Annotated in this window: 15 protein-coding genes; 9 read left to right on the top strand and 6 right to left on the bottom strand. The window is 73.4% G+C overall.

What is annotated here, in order from left to right; translation table 11 throughout:
* Positions 1-87 precede the first annotated feature (87 nt).
* On the bottom strand, positions 88-648 hold the full coding sequence (locus AC3EN4_RS03760; protein WP_435204519.1) for a type II toxin-antitoxin system PemK/MazF family toxin: 561 nt from the start codon (positions 646-648) through the stop codon (positions 88-90).
* A 491-nt stretch (positions 649-1,139) separates the two neighbouring features.
* Between AC3EN4_RS03760 and ligA the strand changes: the two genes are divergently transcribed.
* The 6 genes from ligA to AC3EN4_RS03730 all read left to right on the top strand — a co-directional run bounded on the left by ligA (position 1,140) and on the right by AC3EN4_RS03730 (position 12,011).
* Positions 1,140-3,275 (top strand): NAD-dependent DNA ligase LigA, encoded by a 2,136-nt coding sequence (ligA, locus tag AC3EN4_RS03755; RefSeq protein ID WP_435204518.1) that lies wholly within the window; start codon positions 1,140-1,142, stop codon positions 3,273-3,275.
* A gap of 152 nt (positions 3,276-3,427) precedes the next feature.
* The gene (locus tag AC3EN4_RS03750; protein ID WP_435204517.1) at positions 3,428-6,115 is read left to right on the top strand and encodes a putative bifunctional diguanylate cyclase/phosphodiesterase; all 2,688 of its coding nucleotides are present in this window, start codon (positions 3,428-3,430) and stop codon (positions 6,113-6,115) included.
* Positions 6,116-6,238: 123 nt separating this feature from the next.
* A complete protein-coding gene (gene gatC, locus AC3EN4_RS03745; protein ID WP_355052147.1) occupies positions 6,239-6,544 on the top strand; it encodes an Asp-tRNA(Asn)/Glu-tRNA(Gln) amidotransferase subunit GatC in 306 nt (101 codons plus the stop codon).
* Positions 6,541-8,016 (top strand): Asp-tRNA(Asn)/Glu-tRNA(Gln) amidotransferase subunit GatA, encoded by a 1,476-nt coding sequence (gene gatA / locus AC3EN4_RS03740; RefSeq protein ID WP_435204516.1) that lies wholly within the window; start codon positions 6,541-6,543, stop codon positions 8,014-8,016. Before gatC ends, gatA begins: the two co-directional genes overlap by 4 nt.
* Positions 8,017-8,029: 13 nt before the next feature.
* The gene (gene gatB / locus AC3EN4_RS03735; RefSeq protein WP_422738686.1) at positions 8,030-9,529 is read left to right on the top strand and encodes an Asp-tRNA(Asn)/Glu-tRNA(Gln) amidotransferase subunit GatB; all 1,500 of its coding nucleotides are present in this window, start codon (positions 8,030-8,032) and stop codon (positions 9,527-9,529) included.
* Between the two features lie 124 nt (positions 9,530-9,653).
* Positions 9,654-12,011 (top strand): transketolase-like TK C-terminal-containing protein, encoded by a 2,358-nt coding sequence (locus AC3EN4_RS03730; RefSeq protein ID WP_435204515.1) that lies wholly within the window; start codon positions 9,654-9,656, stop codon positions 12,009-12,011.
* Positions 12,012-12,422: 411 nt separating this feature from the next.
* On the opposite strand, the gene AC3EN4_RS03725 is transcribed toward AC3EN4_RS03730, so the two are convergent.
* The 3 genes from AC3EN4_RS03725 to AC3EN4_RS03715 all read right to left on the bottom strand — a co-directional run bounded on the left by AC3EN4_RS03725 (position 12,423) and on the right by AC3EN4_RS03715 (position 17,071).
* Positions 12,423-13,994, bottom strand: a complete 1,572-nt coding sequence (locus AC3EN4_RS03725) for a metallophosphoesterase (RefSeq protein WP_435204514.1) — start codon at positions 13,992-13,994, stop codon at positions 12,423-12,425.
* Positions 13,995-14,055: 61 nt separating this feature from the next.
* On the bottom strand, positions 14,056-15,228 hold the full coding sequence (locus AC3EN4_RS03720; RefSeq protein ID WP_435204513.1) for a PQQ-dependent sugar dehydrogenase: 1,173 nt from the start codon (positions 15,226-15,228) through the stop codon (positions 14,056-14,058).
* A 46-nt stretch (positions 15,229-15,274) separates the two neighbouring features.
* Positions 15,275-17,071, bottom strand: coding sequence for a SpoIIE family protein phosphatase (locus AC3EN4_RS03715; RefSeq protein WP_435204512.1), 1,797 nt, complete (start codon positions 17,069-17,071; stop codon positions 15,275-15,277).
* Positions 17,072-17,229: 158 nt separating this feature from the next.
* On the opposite strand from AC3EN4_RS03715, the gene AC3EN4_RS03710 reads away from it, so the two are divergent.
* Positions 17,230-18,156 carry a 2-hydroxyacid dehydrogenase gene (locus AC3EN4_RS03710; protein WP_435204511.1) on the top strand — a complete coding sequence of 309 codons (927 nt, stop codon included), beginning with the start codon at positions 17,230-17,232 and terminating at the stop codon, positions 18,154-18,156.
* A 24-nt stretch (positions 18,157-18,180) separates the two neighbouring features.
* Here the strand turns inward: AC3EN4_RS03710 and AC3EN4_RS03705 are convergent, their stop codons facing one another.
* Positions 18,181-18,573 carry a PH domain-containing protein gene (locus AC3EN4_RS03705; protein ID WP_435204510.1) on the bottom strand — a complete coding sequence of 131 codons (393 nt, stop codon included), beginning with the start codon at positions 18,571-18,573 and terminating at the stop codon, positions 18,181-18,183.
* Between the two features lie 235 nt (positions 18,574-18,808).
* Between AC3EN4_RS03705 and AC3EN4_RS03700 the strand changes: the two genes are divergently transcribed.
* The gene (locus AC3EN4_RS03700; protein WP_435204509.1) at positions 18,809-21,154 is read left to right on the top strand and encodes an EAL domain-containing protein; all 2,346 of its coding nucleotides are present in this window, start codon (positions 18,809-18,811) and stop codon (positions 21,152-21,154) included.
* A gap of 9 nt (positions 21,155-21,163) precedes the next feature.
* On the opposite strand, the gene AC3EN4_RS03695 is transcribed toward AC3EN4_RS03700, so the two are convergent.
* Complete coding sequence (locus AC3EN4_RS03695) at positions 21,164-22,183, bottom strand: LacI family DNA-binding transcriptional regulator (protein ID WP_435204508.1); 1,020 nt, start codon at positions 22,181-22,183, stop codon at positions 21,164-21,166.
* A 110-nt stretch (positions 22,184-22,293) separates the two neighbouring features.
* Between AC3EN4_RS03695 and AC3EN4_RS03690 the strand changes: the two genes are divergently transcribed.
* The gene (locus tag AC3EN4_RS03690; RefSeq protein WP_435204507.1) at positions 22,294-24,738 is read left to right on the top strand and encodes a glycoside hydrolase family 2 protein; all 2,445 of its coding nucleotides are present in this window, start codon (positions 22,294-22,296) and stop codon (positions 24,736-24,738) included.
* Positions 24,739-24,800 lie beyond the last annotated feature (62 nt).

The following is a 24,800-nucleotide window of genomic DNA, read 5'->3' as shown; positions in this document are numbered from 1 at the left end:
GGGTGTTACTGGCGGGTGGACGGGCCGTTTTCCGGGATGTCGAGTGGATCACGGAGTAGGCCCCGGTGACCTCGCCCGGCCTGGCGCTCAGCCGGTGGGCAGGTGGCGCAGGCTGCGGACCGTGCGCCACAGGTCGGCGTCGCAGCGGCCGGCGCGGTCGGCGAAGTCCGCCGAGCTGATCCGGACCGGCTCGGTCAGGCTGAGGTAGCTGTCGTGCTCGGCACCCGGATCCCAGTCCCGGGTGGGGATCCGGACGTGGTCGTCCCGGTCGCTCTTGTCCTGGCTCGTGATCTTGAGGACGTCTGCGCCCCGCGAGTCGGCGCGTAGCACCAGGCAGGGGCGGACCTTGGAGCCGCTGCCGTCGGCGTACGGCACGTCGGCCCACCAGATCTCACCCGCCGCCGGAGCGTCGGTGCCCCGATCGGTGCCCCGGGAGCGGGGCGTCGCGTCCGACCGATCGGTGCCCCGCGGCCTCGGCGGCGCGGAACGTCGGTCACCCGGGCGAGTCGTGGCACTTCGACCGGGCCGGTCGGTCGCGCGCCGGTCGGTCGAGCGCCGCGCGGCCGCCCGGTGCCGCCAGCTGTTCCATGCCCAGCCGGCCGCCACCGCCAGCAGGATCGCCGCCGCCCAGAGCAGCGCCTCGGTCATCGCCACCTCCGTGTCAGGGCGGCACACCGGCCGCTTCGTGCGGCGATCCTCGCACGTCAAAGCCCTCGCCGCCCCCCGCGCCCCGGGGCGGTGCGGACCGCCACGCTCTCAAGCAGCCCTCCCGCGTCCCGCCCCTGGCCCGGCCGACCCTCACCCGCGCCGATCTTGCACTTTCTGTTGCGGCATTCCGGGCATACCGCCTTCTATCGACGACAGAAACTGCAAGATCGGCGGGAGTTCGGCGACGGGCCTGGGGTGGCCGGGCCGCCTTCGCCGATCTGGGGGCGTGCTGACGATGGGACACCCACGACATCGGCGATGTGGATTCGATCAAGACGGGCGAGTTCGGTGGCGACACGCAGCGTGGCATTGAGGTCGGGCGCGTGGGGCCGCATCGTCGGTGCGGGTGGGCGGCGGATTGTCGGCCCGGACCGATACCGTGCCTTAGTAGCGTGATCAGGGAGGTCGCAGGCGTGTCCGAAGGTGGCGGGGTGTCCGAGGAGCAGATCGGTCAGCAGGTCAGCCCGGCTCAGGAGGCGGCGGCCGGCGCGGAGCCGACGCCGCAGGCGCGGGAGCGGCACGCCACGCTCAGCCGTGAGCTGACCGAGCATCAGTACCGCTACTACGTGCTGGACTCGCCGATCATCACCGACGCCGAGTTCGACAAGCAGCTGCGCGAGCTGGAGGCGTTGGAGCAGGAGTTTCCCGCGCTGCGTACGCCGGATTCGCCGACCCAACGGGTGGGTGGCACGTTCTCCACCGACTTCACCCCGGTCACCCACGCCGAGCGCATGCTCTCGCTCGACAACGCCTTCGCCGACGAGGAGCTGGCGGCCTGGGCCGAGCGGGTCGAGCGGGACGCCGGCGGTCCGGTGCCCTACCTCTGCGAGCTGAAGGTCGACGGTCTGGCGATCAACCTGACCTACGAGGCCGGTCGGCTGGTCCGGGCGGCCACCCGGGGCGACGGCCGCACCGGCGAGGACGTCACCGCCAACGTGCGCAGCATCCGGGACGTGCCGGGCCAGCTCACGCCGTCCGCCGAGTTCCCGACGATCCCCGAGCTGCTGGAGGTCCGCGGCGAGATCTACTTCCCGGTCGCCGCGTTCGCCGACCTCAACGCGGGTCTGGTCGAGCAGGGCCGGGCGCCGTTCGCCAACCCGCGTAACGCCGCTGCCGGCAGCCTGCGGCAGAAGGACCCTCGGGTCACCGCTTCCCGGCCGCTGCGTCTCGTGGTGCACGGCATCGGCGCCCGCCAGGGGTTCCAGCCCGTCGCGCAGTCCGAGTCGTACGCGGCCCTGAAGGCGTGGGGGCTGCCGACCAGTGACCGGTGGCGGGTCGTGCCGGACCTGTCCGGCGTCGCGGAGTACATCGCCTACTACGCCGAGCACCGGCACGACGTCGAGCACGAGATCGACGGTGTGGTGGTCAAGGTCGACCCGGTCTCCATCCAGGGCCGGCTGGGCTCGACCAGTCGTGCTCCGCGCTGGGCGATCGCCTTCAAGTACCCGCCGGAGGAGGTCACCACCAAGCTCATCGACATCGACGTCAACGTGGGGCGTACCGGTCGGGTCACCCCGTTCGCCGTGCTCGAGCCGGTGCGGGTGGCCGGCTCCACCGTCGCGCTCGCCACCCTGCACAACGCCCGGGAGGTGGAGCGCAAGGGCGTGCTGATCGGCGACACGGTGGTGCTGCGCAAGGCCGGCGACGTGATCCCCGAGGTGCTCGGTCCGGTGGTCGACCTGCGGCCCGCCGACGCCCGCCCGTTCGTGATGCCGACGACCTGTCCGTCCTGCGGCACCCCGCTCGCGCCGTCCAAGGAGGGCGACGTCGACATCCGCTGCCCGAACACCCGCAGTTGCCCGGCCCAGCTCCGCGAGCGGGTGTTCCACCTCGCCGGCCGTGGCGCGTTCGACATCGAGGTGCTCGGCTACAAGGGCGCGGCGGCGCTGCTGGACGCGGAGATCATCGCCGACGAGGGTGACCTCTTCCAGCTCGACGCCGATCAGCTGTCCCGGTTGCCGTTCTTCGTCAACAAGGACGGCAGCCTCGGCAGCAACGCGGTCAAGCTGCTCGACAACCTGGCCGTCGCCCGGGAACGTGACCTGTGGCGGGTGCTGGTGGCGCTCTCCATCCGGCACGTCGGTCCCACGGCCGCCCAGGCGCTGGCCCGGCACTTCCGCTCGATGGAGGCCATCGAGGCGGCCAGCGAGGAGGAGTTGTCCTCGGTCGACGGGGTCGGGCCGACCATCGCGGCCAGCATCCGGGAGTGGTTCGCCGTGGACTGGCACCGCGAGGTGGTCCGCAAGTGGGCCGACGCGGGCGTACGGATGGCCGAGGAGGCGGTCGACGAGGGCCCGCGTCCGCTGGAGGGGCTGACGGTCGTGGTGACCGGGACCCTCGCCGGCTTCTCTCGTGACCAGGCCGCCGAGGCCGTGCAGAGCCGGGGCGGCAAGGTCAGCGGCTCGGTCTCCAAGCGGACGAGCTTCGTGGTCGTGGGGGACAACCCGGGTTCCAAGGCCGACAAGGCGGCCAGCCTCAAGGTGCCGGTGCTGGACGAGGACGGGTTCCGGCTGCTGCTGGACGCGGGTCCGGATGCAGCGCGGGAGGTCGCCCGCGTCGAGGGCTGACGCCGGTACGTCGCCGAGGTGGCCGCCGCGTATACCAACTTAATTACGACTACTACCGATTCGTGACTGTCATACCGGGAAACCCGGGGCCGAGGGCGTTTCATTGGGTCACGACGTGCTCACCGACACGTCGACCGTCCTCGGGAGGTGTGATGGAGGTCGCCGACCCGCGTAACTCCCTCCCACCTGGGCGGGTGAGGCCGTTCGCCACCTTCGTCGTCGGCATCCTGGTGGTGGCGGCGCTGACCGCCGCCGGTCCACTCACGACGCTTCCCGGGGACCTGTCCCAACTGCCGGCGGCGTTCTGGACGATGGCCGCGCTCGCGGTGATCTGCGACGCGCGTCCGTTCGTCCCGCCCGGGCGGAGGCAGACCTCGGCGGTCTTCCCGTCCACCTGCTTCACCTTCGCGATCCTGCTCGGTTGGGGGCTGGGCCCGGCGGTGGCGGTGCAGGCCGTCGGGGTGATCGTCTCCGGCTGGCGGATGGGCAACGCCGCCTGGCGGACCGCGTTCAACGTCGGCCAGTACGCCTGTGCGCTCGCCGCCGGGTACGCAGTCATCCGGCTCGGGCCGGGCACGATCTTCTCCGGTGGACGCCTGCACTGGACCGACGTGGCCGCCGTCGGCGGCGCGACGCTCGCCTGGTTCGTGGTGAACTACGGGCTGGTGAGCTGGGCGGTACGACTGCGCTTCGGCGGCCGTTGGTGGCCCACCGTCCGCCGGGGCGTCGGGTTCGAACTGCTCTCCACCGGCTCGCTGCTGCTGCTCGCGCCGGTTCTCGTCGCCGCCGCCCGGCTCAGCGCGGCGCTGATCCCGCTGGTGCTGGTGCCGCTGTTCGCCGTGTACCGGATGGCCCGGTTGACCGTCGAACAGCAGCACCTCGCGGCCGCCGACCCGCTGACCGGTCTGCCCAACCGCAAGGCGCTGCTGGCCGAGGTGGCGGAGCAGGTCCACCTGCACGCCGAGCGGACCGCCCGGGGCGAGCCCGACGGACATCTGGCGCTGCTCCTCATCGACCTGGACCGCTTTAAGAACGTCAACGACGCGCTCGGGCACGCGGTGGGCGACCGGCTGCTGGTCGAGGTCAGCGCCCGGCTGGTGGACGTGGAACCCCGGCCGCAGATGATCGCGCGGCTGGGCGGGGACGAGTTCGCCATCGTGATGACCGGGCTGACCGAGGTCGGTCAGGCGCGTGAGCTGGCCGACCGGGTGGTCGCGGCGCTGGCCGAGCCGGTGGCGTTGGACGGCCTGCCGCTCGACGTCGGCGGCTCCATCGGGATCGCCCTCTTCCCCGAGCACGGCGAGGACTTCGCCACCCTGATGCGGCACGCCGACGTGGCGATGTACGACGCCAAGCACCGCAACGACACGGTCGCCGTGTACGCCCCGGAGTCCGACCACAACTCGGCCGAGCGTCTCGGACTTCTCGCCGACCTCCGGCGGGTGCTCGAAGCCGGCGCGTCCGCCGACGACGCGACCCACGCCGCAGAGGTAGACCACGCCGTCGACGCGACCCACGCCGTCGAGGCGACCCCCGCCGTCGGGCGCAGCCACGCCGCCGAGACGGGCCACGCCGTCGAGGCCGAGCAGGTCGTGCGGGCAGGGGAGGCCACGCGCGCCCGGCACACCGAGCGGAGTGGGGCGGAGCGGACGGCAGACGTACCCCTCGCGGTGGAGGCCGAGGTGCGCGGCGGTGACGGCGCCGCGCTGCCGGCCGGGGCCGCGCCGGTGATCGCCGCACCGACCGCGACCGGCGGGCGGTGGTGGGGTCGCCGTCGCCGGGCCGGTGACGAGGTGGCGCACGCCGATGAGTTGATCAACCGGATCGCCACCGGGGCCGATCCGATCCGGGGTCGCAACAGTCGCGCGACGATTCCCGGCACCCGGCCCGGCCCGAGCCGGGACCGGCGTGCCGGTGGGCACGGGCGGCGCTCGCCGAACGGGGGCGTGCTGCCGCCGGTGGGCGACCGCCGTCCGGGGCGCGACGCCGGGTCCGCCGCGGGCGGGCGGACGGTCGCGCCGACCGGGTGGGTACGCGACGGCGACGAGCCGGTCGAGGACGCCGGTGAGATCACCATGTACTACCAGCCGCAGATCGCCATCGCGACCGGCGAGGTGGTCGGTGTCGAGGCGCTGCTGCGGTGGCGGCACCCGCGCCGGGGCATGGTCGACCCGGAGGAGCTGATCCGGGTCGCCGAGCAGAGCGCGGTGATGCGGCTGCTCACCCGCCGGGTCGTGGACGACGTGGTGGAGCAGCTCGCCAAGTGGTCGGCGGCCGGTATCGGGCTGCGCGCGGCGCTCAACGTCAGCGTGCGTGACCTGCACACCGGCGAGATCGCCGACCAGATCGCCGACCGGTTGGCCCGGTACGGGGTGCCGGCCGAGCGGCTGCAACTGGAGATCACCGAGGGCGCGTTGATGGCCGATCCGCGCCGGGTGCTGGCGACGATCACCCGGTTGCACCAGATCGGGGTGGCCATCGCGCTTGACGACTTCGGCACCGGCTACTCGTCGTTGCAGCACCTGCGTCGGCTGCCGTTGTCCGAGGTGAAGGTGGACCGGTCGTTCGTGCTGGGCATGGCGGACGACGCCGACGACGCGGCGATCGTCCGTTCCACGATCGAGCTGGCGGGGGCGTTGGGCCTGCGGGTGGTCGCCGAGGGCGTGGAGGACGAGCGGACCTGGCGGATGCTGTACGCGGCCGGCTGTGACGCGGCCCAGGGCTGGTTCTACGCCCGTCCGATGCCCGCCGAGGAGTTGGTCACCTGGCTGGCCCGGTACCGGCCGGTGCGCCCCAGCGGTGGCCCGGAGCCGGACGCCGGTCGCCGACGTACGCGCTGACCGACCCGAGCAGCCGGCGCGGGGCGCGGAACAATAGACTCGCTCCGGTCACCGCGCGTCACACTGCATCCGCCGCGCGGCCGGCACAACGCCCGACCAGCAGGACATCAGAAGGGGGCACGGATGGCCGCCATCTCCCGCGAGGAGGTCGCGCACCTGGCGCGCCTGTCGCGGCTCGCCGTCACCGAGGAGGAGCTGGACACGTTCGCCGGCCAGCTCGACGTGATCCTCCAGGCGGTCGCCCAGGTCGGCGAGGTCGCCGCCGCGGACATCCCGCCGACCTCGCACTCGGTGCCGCTGACGAACGTCTTCCGCGAGGACGTCGTCACGCCGTGCCTGACCCCCGAGGAGGTGCTGTCCGGTGCGCCCGACGCCGAGGAGCAGCGGTTCCGGGTACCCCGGATTCTGAGCGAGGACGTGGCGTCATGAGCGATTTGACCAGAATGACCGCGACGGAGATCGCCGCCCTGGTCGCCGGCGGGGAGACCTCCGCCGTCGAGGTGACCCAGGCGCACCTGGACCGGATCGCCGCGGTCGACGACCAGGTGCACGCCTTCCTGCACGTGGACACCGACGGCGCCCTCGCGGCCGCCCGCGCCGTGGACGAGCGCCGGGCCGCCGGCGAGGAGTTGGGCCCGCTCGCGGGCGTGCCGGTCGCGGTGAAGGACGTGCTCGCCACCCGTGGCGTGCCGACCACCGTCGGCTCGAAGATCCTCGAAGGCTGGCGCCCGCCGTACGACGCGACGATCGTGCAGCGGCTGCGGGACGCCGGCACGGTGATGCTGGGCAAGACGAACATGGACGAGTTCGCGATGGGCTCCTCCACCGAGTACTCGGCGTACGGCCCGACGCACAACCCGTGGGACCTGAGCCGCATCCCGGGTGGCTCGGGTGGGGGCAGCGCCGCCGCGCTGGCCGCGTACGAGGCGCCGCTGGCGATCGGCTCGGACACCGGCGGCTCGATCCGCCAGCCCGGCGCGGTCACCGGCACCGTCGGGGCGAAGCCCACCTACGGCGGCACCTCCCGGTACGGCCTGGTGGCGTTCTCCTCGTCGCTGGACACCCCCGGCCCGTGCGCCCGCAACGTGCTCGACGCGGCCCTGCTGCACCAGGTGATCGGTGGGCACGACCCGCGTGACTCGACCTCGATCCCGCAGCCCGTGCCGGACGTGGTGGCGGCGGCGAAGCTCGGCGCGACCGGTGACCTGACCGGCGTACGGCTCGGCATCGTCAGCGAGTTCGTCGGCGAGGGCGCCGAGCCGGGCGTGATGACGGCATTCCGCGAGTCGGTGGACGCGCTGACCAAGATGGGCGCCGAGGTCGTCGAGGTCTCCTGCCCGACGTTCGCGTACGCGCTGCCGGCGTACTACCTGATCGCCCCGAGCGAGTGCTCCTCCAACCTGGCCCGGTTCGACGGTGTCCGGTTCGGCCTGCGGGTCGGCGACGACGGCAACCGGTCGCTGGAGGAGGTCATGTCGCTGACCCGCGAGGCCGGCTTCGGCCCCGAGGTCAAGCGCCGCATCATGATCGGCACGTACGCGCTGTCGTCGGGCTACTACGACGCGTACTACGGCCAGGCGCAGAAGGTCCGTACGCTGATCACCCGGGACTTCACGGCCGCGTTCGAGCGGGTCGACGCGTTGATCTCGCCGACCACCCCGTTCACGGCCTTCCCGATCGGCGCGCGCACCGCCGACCCGTACCAGATGTACCTGGCCGACCTGTTCACCATCCCGACCAACCTGTACGGCGGTCCGGGCATCTCGGTGCCGTGTGGTCTCTCCGAGGGGCTGCCCGTGGGCCTGCAGGTGATGGCCCCGACGATGGCCGACGACCGGATGTACCGGGTCGCGGCCGCGCTGGAGTCCGCGGTCGGCACGTTCACCCCACCGGCACTGTGAGGCAGGAGCCCAGATGACGACGACGCTGCCCGCGTACGACGAGGTCGTCGCGCGCTACGAACCGGTGATCGGCCTGGAGACCCACGTCGAGTTGGGCACGAACACCAAGATGTGGTGCGGCTGCCCGACCGACTTCGGTGGCGAGCCGAACACCCGGGTCTGCCCGGTGTGCCTGGGCCTGCCCGGGTCGCTGCCGGTGGCCAACAAGGCCGCCATCGAGGCGATCATCCGGATCGGTCTGGCGTTGAACTGCTCGATCGCCGAGTGGTGCCGGTTCGCCCGGAAGAACTACTTCTACCCGGACATGCCGAAGAACTTCCAGATCAGCCAGTACGACGAGCCGATCTGCGTCGACGGCTACCTGGACGTCGAAGTGAACGGCGAGACGGTCCGGATCGAGATCGAGCGGGTGCACCTGGAGGAGGACACCGGCAAGACGCTGCACGTCGGCGGCGCCACCGGGCGGATCCACGGCGCGACTGAGTCGCTCGTCGACTACAACCGGGCCGGCATCCCGCTGGTCGAGATCGTCACCAAGCCGGTCGTGGGCACCGGCGCGCTCGCCCCCGAGGTGGCCCGGGCGTACGTCGCCGAGCTGCGTGACGTGATCCGTACCCTCGGCGTCTCGGACGTGCGGATGGAGGAGGGTTCGCTGCGCTGCGACGTGAACACCTCGCTCAACCTGCCCGGCCAGGAGTGGGGCACCCGCACCGAGACCAAGAACGTCAACTCGCTGCGGTCGGTGGAGCGGGCGGTCCGCTCGGAGATGCTGCGGCAGGCGGCGGTGCTCGACGCGGGCGGGCGGATCACCCAGGAGACCCGGCACTTCCACGAGGACACCGGCGACACCACCCCGGGCCGCTCGAAGGAGACCGCGACCGACTACCGGTACTTCCCGGAGCCGGACCTGGTGCCGGTCGCCCCGGACCCGGCCTGGGTCGCCGAGCTGAAGGCCGCCCTGCCGGAGCTGCCCCGGGTGCACCGGCGTCGGCTCCAGCAGCAGTGGGGCCTGTCCGACCTGGACATGCAGTCGGTGCTCAACGCCGGCGCGGTGGAGCTGATCGAGGCGACCGTGGCGGCCGGCACGACCCCGGCGGCGGCCCGCAAGTGGTGGTTGGGTGAGCTGTCCCGCCGGGCCAACGAGACCGGCGTGGAGCTGGCCGACGTCGGGGCCACCCCGGCGCAGGTCGCCGAGCTGCAGGGCCTGGTCGACGCCGGCAAGCTCAACGACAAGCTGGCCCGTACGGTGCTGGAGGGCGTGGTCGACGGTCAGGGCTCGCCCACCGAGATCATGACCAGTCGGGGCCTGGAGGTCGTCTCGGACACCGGCGCGTTGACCGCCGCCGTGGACGAGGCCATCGCCGCCAACCCGGGCATCGCCGACAAGATCCGCAGCGGCAAGGTCGCGGCGGCCGGCGCGCTGGTCGGCGCGGTGATGAAGTCGACCCGTGGTCAGGCCGACGCCGCCGCCGTCCGCACGCTGATCCTGGAGCGCCTGGGCGTCCAGGGCTGACACCCCGTTCGGAACAGGCCGCCGCCGCGACCCGGCGGCGGCCTTCTCCTCACCTCTGTCGACCACGCGGCCACCCCGCACCCCTCGTCGAGGGCGTCATCGTCGACGCCCGGATGGAGCCACCGTGACCCAGCACGACCTTGACGTTCTCGACGAGATCCAGCGGCGGGTGCTCTGGCTCGCCACCCGGATCGTGGACGCCGCCAACCACGACCGGGCCACCGGCGACGGCGTCAAGGTCGGCGGGCACCAGGCGTCCAGCGCGTCCCTGGTCACGGCGATGACCGCGCTGTGGTTCGCGCACCTGGACGCCGAGGACCGGGTCGCGGTGAAGCCGCACGCCTCCCCGGTGTTCCACGCCATCCAGTACCTGCTGGGCAACCTGGACCGCTCCTACCTGCCCCGGCTGCGGGCGCGGGGCGGCCTCCAGTCGTACCCGTCGCGCACCAAGGACCCGGACGAGGTGGACTTCTCCACCGGCTCGGTCGGCCTGGGCGCGGCGGCGCCGCTCTTCGCCGCCGCCACCCGCCGTTACGTCGACGCCCACTTCGGGGCCCGCCCGCACTCCCGGTTCGTGGCGCTGATCGGTGACGCCGAGCTGGACGAAGGCAACATCTGGGAGGCGGTGGCCGACCCGGCGACCACCGGCCTGGGCAACGTGATGTGGCTCGTCGACTTCAACCGGCAGTCGTTGGACCGGGTGGTGCCCGGCATCCGGATCAACCAGTGGCGGGGCCAGTTCGAGGCCGCCGGCTGGCACGTCGTGGAGGTCAAGTACGGCCGCAAGCTCGCCGAGGCGTACGCCCGGCCGGGTGGCGAGGCGTTGCGCGACTGGATCGACGCGATGCCCAACGAGCAGTACCAGTCACTGTTCGGGCTGACCGGGCCGGCACTGCGCAAGCAGTTCCTGGACGGCGCGCCGGCCGGCATCGCAGAACTGATCGAGGGCGTGAGCGACGAGGATCTGGGTCCGCTCGTCACCGACCTGGGCGGGCACGACCTGTCCGCGATGCTCGACGCGTACGCCCAGTGCGACGCGGTCACCGACCGGCCCAGCGTCGTCTTCGCGTACACCGTGAAGGGTTGGGGGTTGCCCATCGCCGGCAATCCGCGCAACCATTCCGCGCTGCTCAGCACCGAGCAGATCGACGCGCTGCGCAGCGCGCACGGCCTGACCGCCGAGACCGAGTGGGACCGCCTCGACCCGGCGTCGGAGGCCGGCATCCGGGCCGGCGCCCGCCGGGAGGCACTGTCCCGCGCGCCGCGCGAGCGCGCGCTCGGGGTCACCGTTCCGGAGAGCACCGGAGTACGCGCCAACAAGCCCATCTCCACCCAGGAGGTGTTCGGTCGGGTGCTCGTGGACCTGGCGCGGGACCGGGAGGTCGGCCGTTACCTGGTCACCACCGCTCCGGACGTGGCCACCTCGACCAACCTCGCCGGATTCATCAACAAGACCGGAGTCTTCGCCCCCACCGAGCAGCGGTCCTGGACCGAGGACCGGATGCTGCGCTGGACCGAGAGCCCCACCGGGCAGCACATCGAGCTGGGCATCTCGGAGATGAACCTGTTCCTGCTGCTCGGCCAGCTCGGCCTGTCGTGGGACCTGTCCGGGCAGCCGCTGCTGCCGGTGGGCACGGTCTACGACCCGTTCGTGCTGCGCGGCCTCGACGCGTTCCTCTACGGCACGTACTCCGGCTCGCGGTTCGTGGTGGCCGGCACCCCGTCCGGCATCACCCTGGCCCCCGAGGGCGGCGCCCACCAGTCCACGATCACCGCGTCGGTGGGCCTGGAGCTGCCCGGCGTGACGTTCGTCGAGCCGGCGTACGCGGGCAGCCTCGACTGGCTGCTCTGCGACGCGCTGGGGCAGATCGCCGGCGGGGCCGCCCCGGCCGCGACCGCCGCCCCCGCCGAGGACGGCGCGTACTACTTCCGGCTCAGCACCCGGCCGCTGGACCAGGCGCCGTTCGAGGCGGCCCGGGCCCGGCTCGGTGACGCGGTGCTGCGCCGGCAGGTGGTCGCCGGGGCGTACCGGCTGGTCGACGCGCACCAGGCGTACCCGCACCTGGCCGACGCGCCGGTGGTGCAACTCGCCGCCTCCGGCGCGGTGCTCCCCGAGACGCTGGCCGCCGCCGCCGAACTGGCCGAGGAGGGCATCGCCGCGCACGTGGTGGACGTGACCAGCCTGGACCGGCTCTACCGGGCGTGGCAGCGCACCCTGCGTCAGGGCGTACGCACCGCCACCGTGCCGAGCGTGCCCGGCGCGCTGCGGTCCGCGTTCGCCGACCGGGTGCCGGTGGTGACCGTGCACGACGCGGCGTCGCACGCGATGGCCTGGCTCGGCTCGGCGGTCGGCGCCCCGGCGGTGCCGCTCGGCGTGGACGAGTTCGGCCAGTCCGGCAGCGTGGCCGACCTGTACGAGCTGCACGACCTGCTGCCCGGCAGCATCGTCAACGCCGCCCTGGCCGCGCTCGCCCTGCGCTGACCGCGCCCGCGAGGGCGGGCTCTTCCCCGCCTGCCGGCTCGCGTCTGCCGGCTCGCGTCTGCCGGCTCGCGTGTGCCGGCTTGCGTACGCCGGCCTTCGCGTCCCACCGCCGCCGCGACTGACAGTGCGGGGCGTCCGCCTACCTACCGGGCTCTCTTCGCCCTTTGCTCTGCTTCAACATACGCAACACCCGCGCTGAGCTGCGGAAATTCGGGTGCGCACACCGGAAGCGGAGTAACCCGTCGTAACTGTTGCGTCCGTTGAAGCAGAGCAAAGGCTGCGCACGCACCTCCCGCTCCCGCTCCTGCTCCTGCTCCGGCACCGGCACCGGCTCCGGCTCCGGCTCGGGCGCGGGCTCGGCTGGGTGGGCCGGGACCGCCGAGTCGGTGGTGAGCCGACGGCAGCCCGCGCTCAGCGGGTCGGGGTGGGGGTGACCGAGGCGGGCGCGCCGGCGTTCGGGTCCTGCACGATGTGGCGTTCCAGGTTGACCTGGGCCTGGCCGGTGCCGCCGACGGTGATGTCGTCGTACGCCTGGAGCATCTTCTGCTGGTCGAAGTAGAGCACGGTCATCGACAGCGGGGTGGGCTTCTCACCCTCCAGGCCGCGCAGCCCGGCCCCGCCCGTCGAGCCCTCCACGAACAGGGCGGTGGGCTGCTGACCGGGGGCCTGCGGCAACTTGGCGACCTGCCGGGCGTGGGTGTGCCCGGCCAGCACCAGCGGGCAGGTGCCGGCGAGCGGCCCGGCCGACGCCGGGTCGTGCACCAGCGCGATGTTGACCGGCCGTGGCGAGTTGCGGATCGTCGTGGCGAGCTGCTCACCCGCGCCGATCACCTGGTCCGCCACCTCCTGGGTCAACCCGCTGCCGGCCGGTGAGGTGTTCTTGTCCGGGGTGAAGCGCGGGTCGCCGATGCCGGCGATGGTCAACCCCGCGACCGTGGTCGTCGAGTTGTTCAGCACGATCGCGTTCGGCTGACGCGCCACCGCGGCGCTGGTCTTGCCCGAGTCGTGGTTGCCCCGGATGAACACGTACGGCTTCTTGAGCAGGCTGATCGAGCCGACGAACGACGCCTCCGGCTCGCTGCCCCAGTCGGTGATGTCGCCGGTGTCGATGACCACGTCGATGCCGAACTGCTCCACCACCGTACGGATCAGCTGCCAGCCGGTCGGGTTGAGGTGCATGTCGGAGACGTGCAGGACCCGGGTGGTGCCCGGCGCGGGATCCAACACCGGCAACGCCGACACCGTCGTGTAGAGCTGACTGACGTTGCCAACGATGCGTTGCAGCTGCTCGGCGTACTTGGTGTAGTCGTTGGCGATGCGGCGCGCGTCACCGACGATCGCCGGGGCGTTCACCAGCAGCCCCTCGTAGCGCGGCTCCTCGATCGCCTGCGGGCGCAGCGTCGCGGCGGCCGTGCCGAGGCTGCCGGCGGTGACCAGCAGCGCCAACCCGCCCGCCCAGGCCGTCCGCCGCACGTCCCGAAAGACCAACGCGGCCAGGATGAGGGTGACCAGCACCGCCGAGGCGAGGGTACGCAGGCCGAGCCGCATCACCCCGGAACGCACGTCCTCCACGGCGCTCTGGCTGGCCCGGCTGATGCTCGCCGGGTCGTCCAGCAGCGCCTCGGTGCGGCCCTGGTCGAGCGCGCCGAGTCGTACCGTGAGGTGCGTCGGCCCGCTGTGGCTGTCGATCAGCAGCGCGCCCAGCGGCGGCACGTCGATGGTGGTCCCGCCCTCGCTGGCCGGGGAGAGGGTGAGGTTCGCCCGGAACGGCCCGATGTCGGTGTTCACCCGGCCGCCGGCCAGCACACCGAGTGCCGCCCCGGCCAGGGCCACCACCAGGACGGCGAGGATCATGCCGGTACGCCGTACCGGCCCGCCGGGGCGGCCGAGCCGTCGGCGGGCCGGGCGCGACGGCGCGCCGCCGGTCACCGGGTCGTCCCGGTCCTCGGCGTCGCCGTGCTGCTCGTCGCGTTGCCCGTCCATGCTGAGATTCTGACCTGCCCGTCGAGGGATCTTGGCAAACCTGGGCGGAAGGTGACGGAGGTCAGCTGCGTCCGCCGTCGCCGCCGGCGAAGACCACCCGCAGGAGGCGGTCGTCGTCGGCCGCCGGATCACCCCGCCCGTCGTGGTTGGAGGTGCTCACCCAGAGCGAGCCGTCGGGCGCGGCGGCCACCGCACGCAGCCGCCCGTACCGGTTGGTCAGCAGCTCACTGGGCTGCCCGAGCAGCGTGCCGGTGTCGGTCAGCTCCATCACCCAGAGCCGCTTGCCGCGCAGGCAGCCGGTCACCAGCAGCCGGTCCGCTGCGGCCAACCCCGAGCAGGACGCGTCGGAGGTGGCCCACTGCGTGATCGGGTCGGTGTAGCGCTTGTCTCCGGCCCGCCCCTCGACCTCCGGCCAGCCGTAGTTGCCGCCCTTGGTGATCTGGTTGATCTCGTCCCAGGTGTTCTGGCCGAACTCGACGGCGTACATCCGCTTGGCCGCGTCCCAGGCGAAGCCCTGCACGTTGCGGTGGCCGAACGACCACACCGGCGAGCCGGGGAACGGGTTGCCCGGCGCGGGCTTGCCGTCGGTGGTGATCCGCAGGATCTTGCCGCCGAGGCTCTTGGTGTCCTGCGCGTTGGGCCGCTCACCGGCGTCACCGGTGCTGACGTAGAGCTGCCCGTCCGGTCCGAAGCCCAACCCGCCGCCGTTGTGCACGTTCGCCTTCGGGATGCCGGTGAGGATCGGGGTGGGCTGCCCGCCGATCTGCAGGCGGGCGACCCGGTTGTCCTGCTCGGCCGTGTAGTAGACGAAAACCGTCCGGTCCTGGGCGTAGTCGGGGGATACGGCGATGCCGAGCAGGCCGCCCTCACCCGCCGCGGCCACGTCGTTGATCGTCTGCACCACCCGGACCCGTAGCCCGTCCGGGCCGGACTCCGGGCCCACCTGGAGGATCCGGCCGCTGTCCCGCTCGGTGACCAGCGCGCCGCCGTCCGGCAGGAACGCGATGGCCCACGGCACCCGCAGCCCCTTGGCCAGCACGGTCGTCACCGCCTGCTGGCCCGCGCCGCCGGCGTTCGGCGACGCCGACGGGGTCGGCAGGTTGGGTGGCTCGCCCGCCGGGTCGGGTTCCGGCTCGCCGAAGCTGCAACCCGAGGCGAACAGCAGCGCCGCGCAGGACGCCGCGAGGACCGTCCGGAGACGGCGGACGCGAGGGTACGGGGGACGGGCTCTCACCCGGCCCAGGGTAGCCCGCCGCGCGGTCCGGCCGGACCCGCTGCGCTCAGCGGGCCCGGACCGCCAGCAGCGCCGTGTCGTCCTCGCGGCGGTCGATCGAGGCGAGCAGCAGGTCGCACAGTTCGTCCAGGGGCAGCCCGTCGGTACCGGTCAACCGGCCCACCAACTCGGCGAGCCCGTCGTCGATGGACCGGTCCCGACGCTCGACCAACCCGTCGGTGTAGAGCAGCAGCGTGTCACCGGTGGCGAGGCTCGTCGACCGGCTGGTCCGGGGCGTGGGTCGGGCCAGCCCGAGCAGCGGCTCCGGCGCCGCCTCGAGCACGTCCACCGCGCCGCCGGCACGTACCACCAGGGCCGGCGGATGTCCGGCGTTGCACCACGTCACCTCCCGGACACCGGAGCGCTCCGGGCGGATGCGCACCAGCGTGGCGGTGGCCGCGATGGGCAGCCGCAGACCGCGGATCGCGTCGTCCAGGTGGCTCACCAGTTTCCCGACCTCGTCATCCCGGCCGAACGCGTTGCCGCGTACCAGGTTGCGGAGCTGGCCCATGGTCGCGGCGGCCTCGATGTCGTGCCCAGCCACGTCCCCGATCGCCGCGATCAGGTCACCGTCGGGCTGCACGAAGGCGTCGTACCAGTCGCCGCCGACCTCCACCCGGTCGGCGGCCGGCTGGTAGCGGGCGGCCAGATCCAGCCCCGTCACGGCAGGCAGCCGCGGCAGCATGCTGTGTTGCAGGACCTCGGCCACGTGCCGCTGCTCCCCGTACATCGAGCTGTTGCCGATGGCCTGCCCCGCGCGGCGGCCGATGTCCACGGCGGTGAGCAGGTCGCGGTCGTCGAACTGCTGGCGGCCGGGCGCGTTGACCAGGGTGATGGCGCCCAACACGGTGCCCCCGGCGGCCCGCACCGGCACGCTGAGGTACGACGCGATGCCCAGCCGCTCGGCGATCGCCGGCAGCTCCGGACCGGTGGTGCCCCGGGCCACGTCGTCCGGCGACGCGACCCCGCCGAGCCGGGGCTGACCGGTCCGGAGCACCGACCGGATCACCGACTCCTGGTTCAGGCCGGTCCGCAGCAACGCGGCGAACCGGTCGACGTCCGGCGTCCGAGCCTGGTCCTGGTGCGCCGCGACGACTTCCCGAGGCTGTCCCGTCGGCCCGACGAGGATGAGCACGCACCAGTCGGCGAGCAGCGGCACCATGGCGGCGGTGAGCCGGCGCAGCGACGTGCCCACGTCCAACGTGCCGGCCAGCGTCTCGCTCACCCCGGCCAGCAGCTCCAGTCGCTGGTGCGCCTCCTGAGCGCCGTCCAGCGCGATCCGCAGGCGCAACTCCGAGGAGCAGGCGGCGGCGAGGTCGGACAGCGTCCGCAGTTGTCCGGCGGTCCACGCCCGGGGCTTGTTGTCGATGGCGCACAGCGAGCCGAGCACCCGGCCGGAGAGGTCGGTCAACGGCATCCCGGCGTACGCGACGACGCCGAGGTCGTCGATGGCCAGGTTGTCCCGGACCCGGGGGTAGAGCCGGGCGTCCGGCAGCACCATCGGCACCTCGATGTCCACCACGTGCTGGCAGAACGAATGGCTCAACGGGGTCTGCCGCCGCTGCGACCACGGCTCGGGCAGACCGACCGCCCCCGGGAAGAACTGCCGGTCGGCGGAGACCAGCGAGACCAGCGCGACCGGCACCTCCAGCAGGTCGCTGACCAGTCGGGCGAACCGGTCGAACGCCTCGTCCGGAGCCGCGTCCAGCCCGGTGTCGGCGAGCGCGCGCAGCCGCGCCGCGTCGCCGAGCGCCGGAGGTGAGGCGTTCGAACGTCGCGCGCTGGCGGGGGAGCCGTCGGTCATCGAGCACCTGTCTGCCGGGGTGGGGGCCGAGAGGGCCCCCGACCCTCGGTTATACCTCGCCGTGGCCGGGTCCAAAACCGGTGTGTCGCGTCTCGCCCGGGCGCAGGTTCCGGGCGTGCCCGCGCCGACCGTCGTGGCGACGGCTATCGTCGGCGGACGTGAAGGTATGGATTCCGCACCCGGCCGGCCTGGACCTCGTCGGTGAGCTGCCCCCGGGCGTGACGCTGGAGGTCGCCGAGCACGCCGACCGCCTGCCGTCCGCCGTGGCCGACGTCCGTTTCTGGGTGCCGCCGTTCCTGAGTGGCTCGGACGCCACCGCGCTGCTCGGTGAGCTGCCCGACCTGGCGGTGGTGCAGCTGCTCTCCGCCGGGGCGGACGCCTGGGCGGGCCGGATGCCCGACGGGGTCACCCTCTGCGATGCCCGTGGGGTGCACGACCCGTCCACCGCCGAGTGGGTGGTCACCGCGATCCTGGCCCAGCTCCGGGCGTTCCCCGCCTTCGCCCGCGCGCAGGCGCAGCGGCGCTGGGCGTACGACGGCAACGCGCCGACCGATGAGTTGACCGGCAAGCGGGTGCTGATCGTCGGGGCCGGCTCGATCGGCACGGCGGTGCGCGACCGGCTCGCGCCGTTCGGGGTGAGCTTCACCCTGGTCGCCCGCAGCGCCCGGCCGGAGCAGTCGGTGCACGCCGTCGCGGAGCTGCCCCGGCTGCTGCCGGACGCCGACGTGGTGGTGGTGCTGGTGCCGCTCACCGACCAGACCCGCGGTCTGATCGACAAGGACTTCCTGGCCGCGATGCCCGACGGAGCGCTGCTGGTCAACGCGGCCCGAGGTCCGGTGGCCCGTACCGACGCGCTCGTCGCCGAACTGGCCACCGGTCGGATCTCGGCCGCCCTGGACGTCACCGATCCGGAACCGCTGCCTGCCGAATCTCCCCTGTGGACGATGCCGAACGTGCTGCTCACGCCGCATGTGGCGGGGTCGGTGCGAGGGCTGCTGCCGCGGGCGTACCGGCTCGTCGGCGAGCAGGTACGGCGGTTCGCCGCCGGTGAACCGCTCATCAACCGGGTGGTCGACGGCTACTGAGCCGCCGGGCGGTCCCGAAGTGGGTTACGCGCCGGGCGTCCCGGCTGCCTCGTCCGGCAGGGTCTGGCCGGTGGCCGAGACCAGCCGGGGCAGGTCCGTGCCGCGTACCGCCGGCAGGACGACCTGCTGGCCGTCGTCGAGGCGGGCGACGGCCCGGCCGCGTGCGTCGGTGGCGAACTCGACGACGTGCTCCCAGCCGATCCGGCGTTGCCCGAACAGCGCCCGCAGGCGCAGCTCCCGAGGGTCGGCGTCGGTGCCGGCCCGCCAGGCCCACACCCCGACGCCGAGCGGGACGAGCAGCACCGGCAGCAGGTACGCCCGGGCGTTCGCCAGCGGCAGCGCGCCGATGAAGGCGATGACGGCGGCGGCCAGGATGGCTTGGTTGAACCGGAAGCGGATCGTGTCGGGCGTACTCACCCTGCGATGATCCCACCCCTGGTCGGCGGGGGTCGCGGCGGGCGGCGTCACGCCGGCCGGACGCCGTACAGTGACAGGGGTCACTGCTTCGTGCCGATGACCGACGCGTAACCAATTTCGTCACCGGTCGTTTCCCAGTGTTGGGCAGCGGACTCGCAACATCCGCCGTCCCGCACCACCACCGCACCACCCGCACCGCCGCACCGCCCCGTGCCCCCTCACGAAGGCGACCGCCGTGCTCCTCGCGTACCCGTTCCGTTTTCTCGTCCCCCGCCGGGCGGCCCCGGAGGCCGCCGTGTCCACGGCCGTGGCGCTGCTCGTGCTCGCCGGCGCGGCCGGGCTGGTCCCGACCCCGGTGGTGATCGCGCTGGCCGGTGGCGCGGGCGCCACCCTCGCCGGCGTCCGACTCTCCCGGCTGGCCGCCGGCCGTCCCACCGCACCACCGACCGGCGCCTCGTGGCGGTTGCCGACGATCGCGCTCGACGCGGCGGTGGTGGCGGCCGGCTGGGTCGCGGCCGTGCAGCCGCTTGTCGACGCCGGGCAACGCGTGGTCGCGCTGCTCGGATCGCTTGCCGTCGCGGTGCTGTCCGTGGCCGGGCTGCGTGGGCTCCCGGCGCGGCCCTCCGCGCCGGCCCGACTGCGGGAGCTGGTCGAGGCGACCGGCCCGACGGTCGGTCTGACCCTCGCCGGCTGGTTGCTCCTGCCCGTCGACGCGCTCCCCGCCCCGGCCCGGCTGGTCGGCGCGGCGGTGCTGGCGGGGTTGGGCATCGCCGCGCTCGGCGCGTTCACCGGCACCGGACGGCACCCGGGCCACCCGACCTGCCGGGGCGGCGTCCTGCTCACCCTGGCCGGGCTGGCGCTGCTGACGATCCTCCCGCCCGCGTCGACCGGGCGCGCGTCCCTCGTCGCCGTGCCGCCGCTGGTGCTCGGCATGCTGCTGACCGCGCTCGGCGCGACATCGGCGGTCACCACGGCCGGCGCGACGCGGCCGCCCGGTCCGCCCACCACGACCTGGCCACGGGCGGTGCTCCCGGCGTCGGTGCTGCTGCTCGCGGCGGGCCTGCACCTCGGTTCCGGCCGCACCCCGGACCGGACGAGCCTGCTGCTCGCCCTGGCGGCGGTGCCGCCCCTGGTCCTGCGGGAACTGCTGCGTGGGGGTGCCGAGGGCGGCACCGAGCGGCCCGCCGCGCACCGTCGGGCCGCCGACCACACGATCCACGGCCGGGAGCAGCAACCGCCGTGGCAGGCCGCGACAGCGGAGTCGTGGGCTCCCGCGGCCGACGTCGACCCGACCTGGCCCGACTCGGGTGTCGCCTGGTCCGGCCCGGGCGTCGGCCCGACCGGCGACGGACCGGGGGACCGGTCCGCCCTGCTCGCGGCCCTCGCCGCGATCGGCGACGTGCCCGCGCCGGCCGGGGCGCTGCTGCTGGTGGAGTTGCACGGCATCGAAGGGCTGGGCCCGGTGGCCCGCGAGGACGCGCTCGCCGAGGCGGCCCTGCGGGCCCGGGCGGTCGTCGCACCCGGCGACCTGGTGACCACCTGCGCCGGCCCCGGCTTCGCGGTGGTCACCGGCGCCGGGCCGGTGCTGGCGTACGCGCTGGGCACCCGGCTGTTGGGCACGCTCACCTCGCCGTACCGGCTGGCCGGGTCGGTGCTGCGGGTGCAGGCGAGCATCGGGCTGGCCGAGGTGGGTGGCGCGCAACCGGCCGACGTGCTCCGCCAGGCCGAGCTGGCCCGGCGGCGGGCGGTGCAGCTCGGCCGGGACCGGGTCGAGTGGTACGACGCGTTCCTGGAGGAGCAGTTGGTCCGTCGGCTCGACCTGGAACGCGAGCTGCCCGGCGCGGTCGCCCGGGGCGAACTGGACCTGGTCTACCAGCCGGTGCTCGACCTGACCGACCGGCAGCCGGTGGGCGCCGAGGCGCTGCTGCGCTGGCGTAGCCCGGTGCTCGGTACGGTGCTCCCGGCCGAGCTGCTGCCGGTCGCCGAGGATCTGGATCTGGTCGGCGAGTTGGAGTGGTGGGTGCTGGACCGGGCCTGCCGGCAGTTGGCCGCCTGGTCGGCGGGCTCCCGGGAGCTGTGGATGGCCGTCAACGTGACCACCCGGGAACTGACCACGCCCGACTTCGTGCAGCGCGCCGCGGCGGTCCTGGCCGCGTACGGGGTGCCGCCGGAGCGCCTGGTGGTGGAGGTGGCCGAGCCGAGGGTCGCCGCCGACCTGTCGACGGTGGTCGCCCGGCTGGCGGGTCTGCGGTCCCTGGGCGTACGCACCGCGCTCGACGACTTCCGGCCCGAACACGCCTCGTTGGCCCACCTGCGCCGGCTGCCGATCGACCTGCTCAAGGTGGGGCCCGACCTGGTCGGGGCGGAGCCGACGGGGCAGCCGCCGCTGATCGACGTGGTGGTCAACGTCGGTGAGCGGTTGGGCGTGGAGATCGTCGCCGAGGGGTTGGAGTCGCCGATCCAGGTCGAGGGGGCGCACCGGGCCGGCTGCCGGTACGGGCAGGGCTTCGCGCTGTCCCGACCGGCCACCGCCGAGCGCGTCGAGGCGTACTTCGAGGAGTTCCCCTCGGCGTACCGTTAATGAACCGGTTCACCTCTGCCCGGGCGGTGCGGTGCTGCCGCGCGGCGTCAACTGCGGGGTCTCGTCGCGTACCCGCGTCGCCGGCTCGCCCGCGATGACGCCGAGCAGGTGGCGGGCCGCGTGCGCGCCGTACGCGGAGATGTCGCGGCCCAGCGCCGTCAACGGCGGGTGCACCAGCCGGCACAGCGGCGAGTCGTCCCAGGCCACGATGGACAGGTCGGTGGGCACGGTCAGCCCCATCTCCTGGGCCACCGACAGCCCCGCGATGGCCATCACGTCGTTGTCGTAGATGACCGCGGTCGGCCGGGGGTTGGCGCTGAGCAACCGGCGGGTGGCCCGCCCGCCCTCCTCGCCGGTGTAGTCGGAGAAGACGGTGACCGCCTCGGCCAGACCGAGACGCCGGCACACCGCCGTGAAGGCCTCGGTACGGATCTCGGTGTGCCGCAGGTCGGGCAGGCCGCCGACCCGGGCGATCCGGCGGTGTCCGAGCGCGACCAGGTACTCCACCGCCTCGGTCAGCGCCGCCGCGTCGTCCGAGAAGAGGCTGGCCAGCTCCCCGGTGCCGCCCGGCCCGCCGATGACCACCGCCGGCAGGCGCAGCTGCTCCAGGGCGGGGATGCGCTGATCGTCGGTGCGCAGGTCGCAGACGAGCACCCCGTCCACCCGACGCTCGCCCCACCACCGCCGGTAGACCGCGATCTCGGCGTCGTGGTCGGCCACCACCTGCAACGTCAGCGCGTACGAGCGGGCCGACAGTTCGGCCTCCACGCCACTGATCAGCGCCATGAAGAACGGCTCGACGCCCAGCGTCCGTGCCGGCCGGCACAGGGCCAGGCCGACGGCCTTGGCGGTGGCCGCGGACAACGCCCGCGCGGCGCTGCTGGGACTGAACCCGATCTCGGTGGCGATGGCGAGAATGCGCTGCCGGGTGGCCTCGGAGACGCCGGGCTGCCCGTTCAGCGCGTACGACACGGCGCCCTTGGACACCCCCGCGCGTCGGGCGACGTCCGCGATGGTCGGCCGCTTCACCGGCGTGCTCCTTAGCCGTTCAGGGGCTTTGACACCCCAGAGGTCGGATCGTACGGTGGCTGAGCTTATCCGGTTCAGCTAACGTCTCGATCACGAAGGTGCGGTGAATCGTGAGCCGACAGGCCCTGCACGACGGCTGGACGCTGCGCGCGACCTCGGGGGCGGAGGTGCCGTCGGAGATCGCCGACCGGACCATGCCGGCGACCGTGCCCGGGTGTGTCCACACCGACCTGCTCGACGCCGGGCTGATCCCCGACCCGTACCTCGACGACAACGAGCTGTCCCTCGCCTGGATCGGCCGCACCGACTGGCGCTACCGGACGACGTTCCGACCGCCGGCCGGCCACCACGACCGGGTCGACCTGGTCTGTGCCGGCCTGGACACCGTCGCCACCGTCAGCGTCAACGGGGCCGACGTCGGCCGCACCGAGAACATGCACCGGGGCTACCGGTTCGACGTCCGGGCGCTGCTGCGCGCCGGTGACAACGAGCTGACCGTCGCGTTCGACTCCGTCTACCGCTACGCCGAGGCGCAACGGGACCGGCTCGGCGACCGACCCAACGCGTACCCGGAGCCCTTCCAGTTCGTCCGCAAGATGGCCTGCAACTTCGGCTGGGACTGGGGACCGACACTGGTCACCGCCGGCATCTGGCAGGACATCGGCCTGCACGCCTGGTCCACCGCCCGGCTGGCCACCGTCCGCCCGCTGGTCACCCTCGACGGCCGCGACGGCCGGGTCGAGCTGCACGTCGAGGTCGAACGGGCCGCCGACGTCCCGCTGACCGTCCGGGCCACCATCGGCGGCGTCCGCGCCGAGACGGTCGTCGAGACCGGCCAGCGCACGGCCGTGCTGACCCTCGCCGTCCGCGAGCCCGCGCTCTGGTGGCCCAGGGGGTACGGCGAGCAGGCCCGCCACCTGCTCGAGGTGAGCCTGCACGCGCCGGGCGGGGACACCCTGGACACCTGGGACCGGCGGATCGGCTTCCGTTCCGTCCGGCTGGACACCACCCCCGACGCGCACGGCACCCCGTTCGTGCTCTCGGTCAACGACGTGCCGGTCTTCGTCCGGGGCGTCAACTGGATCCCCGACGACACGTTCCCCACCCGGATCACCCGCGCGCGGCTCGCCGAGCGGTTCGACCAGGCCGCCGCCGCCAACGTCAACCTGCTGCGCGTCTGGGGCGGCGGCCGGTACGAGTCGGCGGACTTCTACGACCTCGCCGACGAACGCGGCCTGCTCGTCCAACAGGACTTCCTCTTCGCCTGCGCCGCGTACCCCGAGGAGGAGCCGTTCGCCACCGAGGTGGCGGCCGAGGCCGCCGAGCAGGTGACCCGCCTGACGCCGCACCCGTCGCTGGTGCTTTGGACCGGCAACAACGAGAACATCTGGGGCTGGCACGACTGGGACTGGCAGGAACCCCTCGCGGGGCGCACCTGGGGGCGCGGCTACTACCTCGACGTGCTGCCACGCATCGTCGGCGAGCTGGACCCGACCCGCCCGTACTGGCCGGGCAGCCCCTGGTCGGGCACCGAGGCGATCCACCCCAACGACCCGGCGCACGGCACGACCCACATCTGGGACGTGTGGAACACCGACGACTACACGAAATACCGGGAGTACGTGCCGCGCTTCGTGGCCGAGTTCGGCTACCAGGGCCCACCCGCGTACGCCACCCTGCGGCGGGCACTCAGCGACGAACCGCTCGCGCCCGACTCACCGGGCATGGCCCACCACCAGAAGGCGGTCGGCGGTGACGCCAAACTCCGGCGCGGCCTCGACGCCCACCTGCCGGTACCGGCCGACTTCGACGACTGGCACTACCTCACGCAGCTCAACCAGGCGCGGGCCATCCAGCTCGGCGTGGAGCACTTCCGCTCCCACCGCGACGTCTGCGCCGGCACGATCGTCTGGCAGCTCAACGACTGCTGGCCGGTGACCTCCTGGTCGGCCGTCGACGGCGACGGCCGCCGCAAACCCCTGTGGTACGCGCTGCGCCACGCGTACGCCGACCGGCTGCTCACCGTGCAACCCCGCGACGGCGGGCTGGCCCTGGTGGCCGTCAACGAGACGGCCGAGGCGTGGACCGCGCCGGCCACGGTCACCCGGGTCACCCTCACCGGGGAGCCGAGGGCGAAGACCTCGGTCGACCTCGACGTCCCGCCGTACTCCTCGGTGGTGCTGGCGCTGCCGGCGGAGCTGGCGCGGCCGGACGAGAGCCGCCGTGAGCTGCTGGTCGCGGAGGCCGGCGACACGGCGGAGCGTGCGCTGTGGCTCTTCGCCGAGGATCGGGAGGTCGACTGGCCGGCGGCGGCCTGGGACGCGACGGTCGAGCCGGTCGAGGGTGGCCAGCGGGTTCGGGTGACCGCGCGCACGGTGCTGCGCGACCTGACCCTCTTCCCGGACCGGCTGGACGCCTCGGCATCCGTCGACGAGGCCCTGGTCACGCTGCTACCGGGTGAGTCGGCCACGTTCACGGTGCGGTCCGAGGCCGCGCTGGACGCCGACGCGCTGACGTCGCGCCCGGTGCTGCGCTGCGTGAACGACATCGCCTGACATTCCACGATCGCGCTCGATCCATGAAGTAGTGGCCTCCTGTCGACGAGGAGGCCACTACT

It is taken from the genome of Micromonospora sp. bgisy143, from assembly GCF_057708145.1.
Note: the sequence above shows the minus strand (reverse complement) of the source record. Positions and strands in the feature narration are given on the sequence as shown.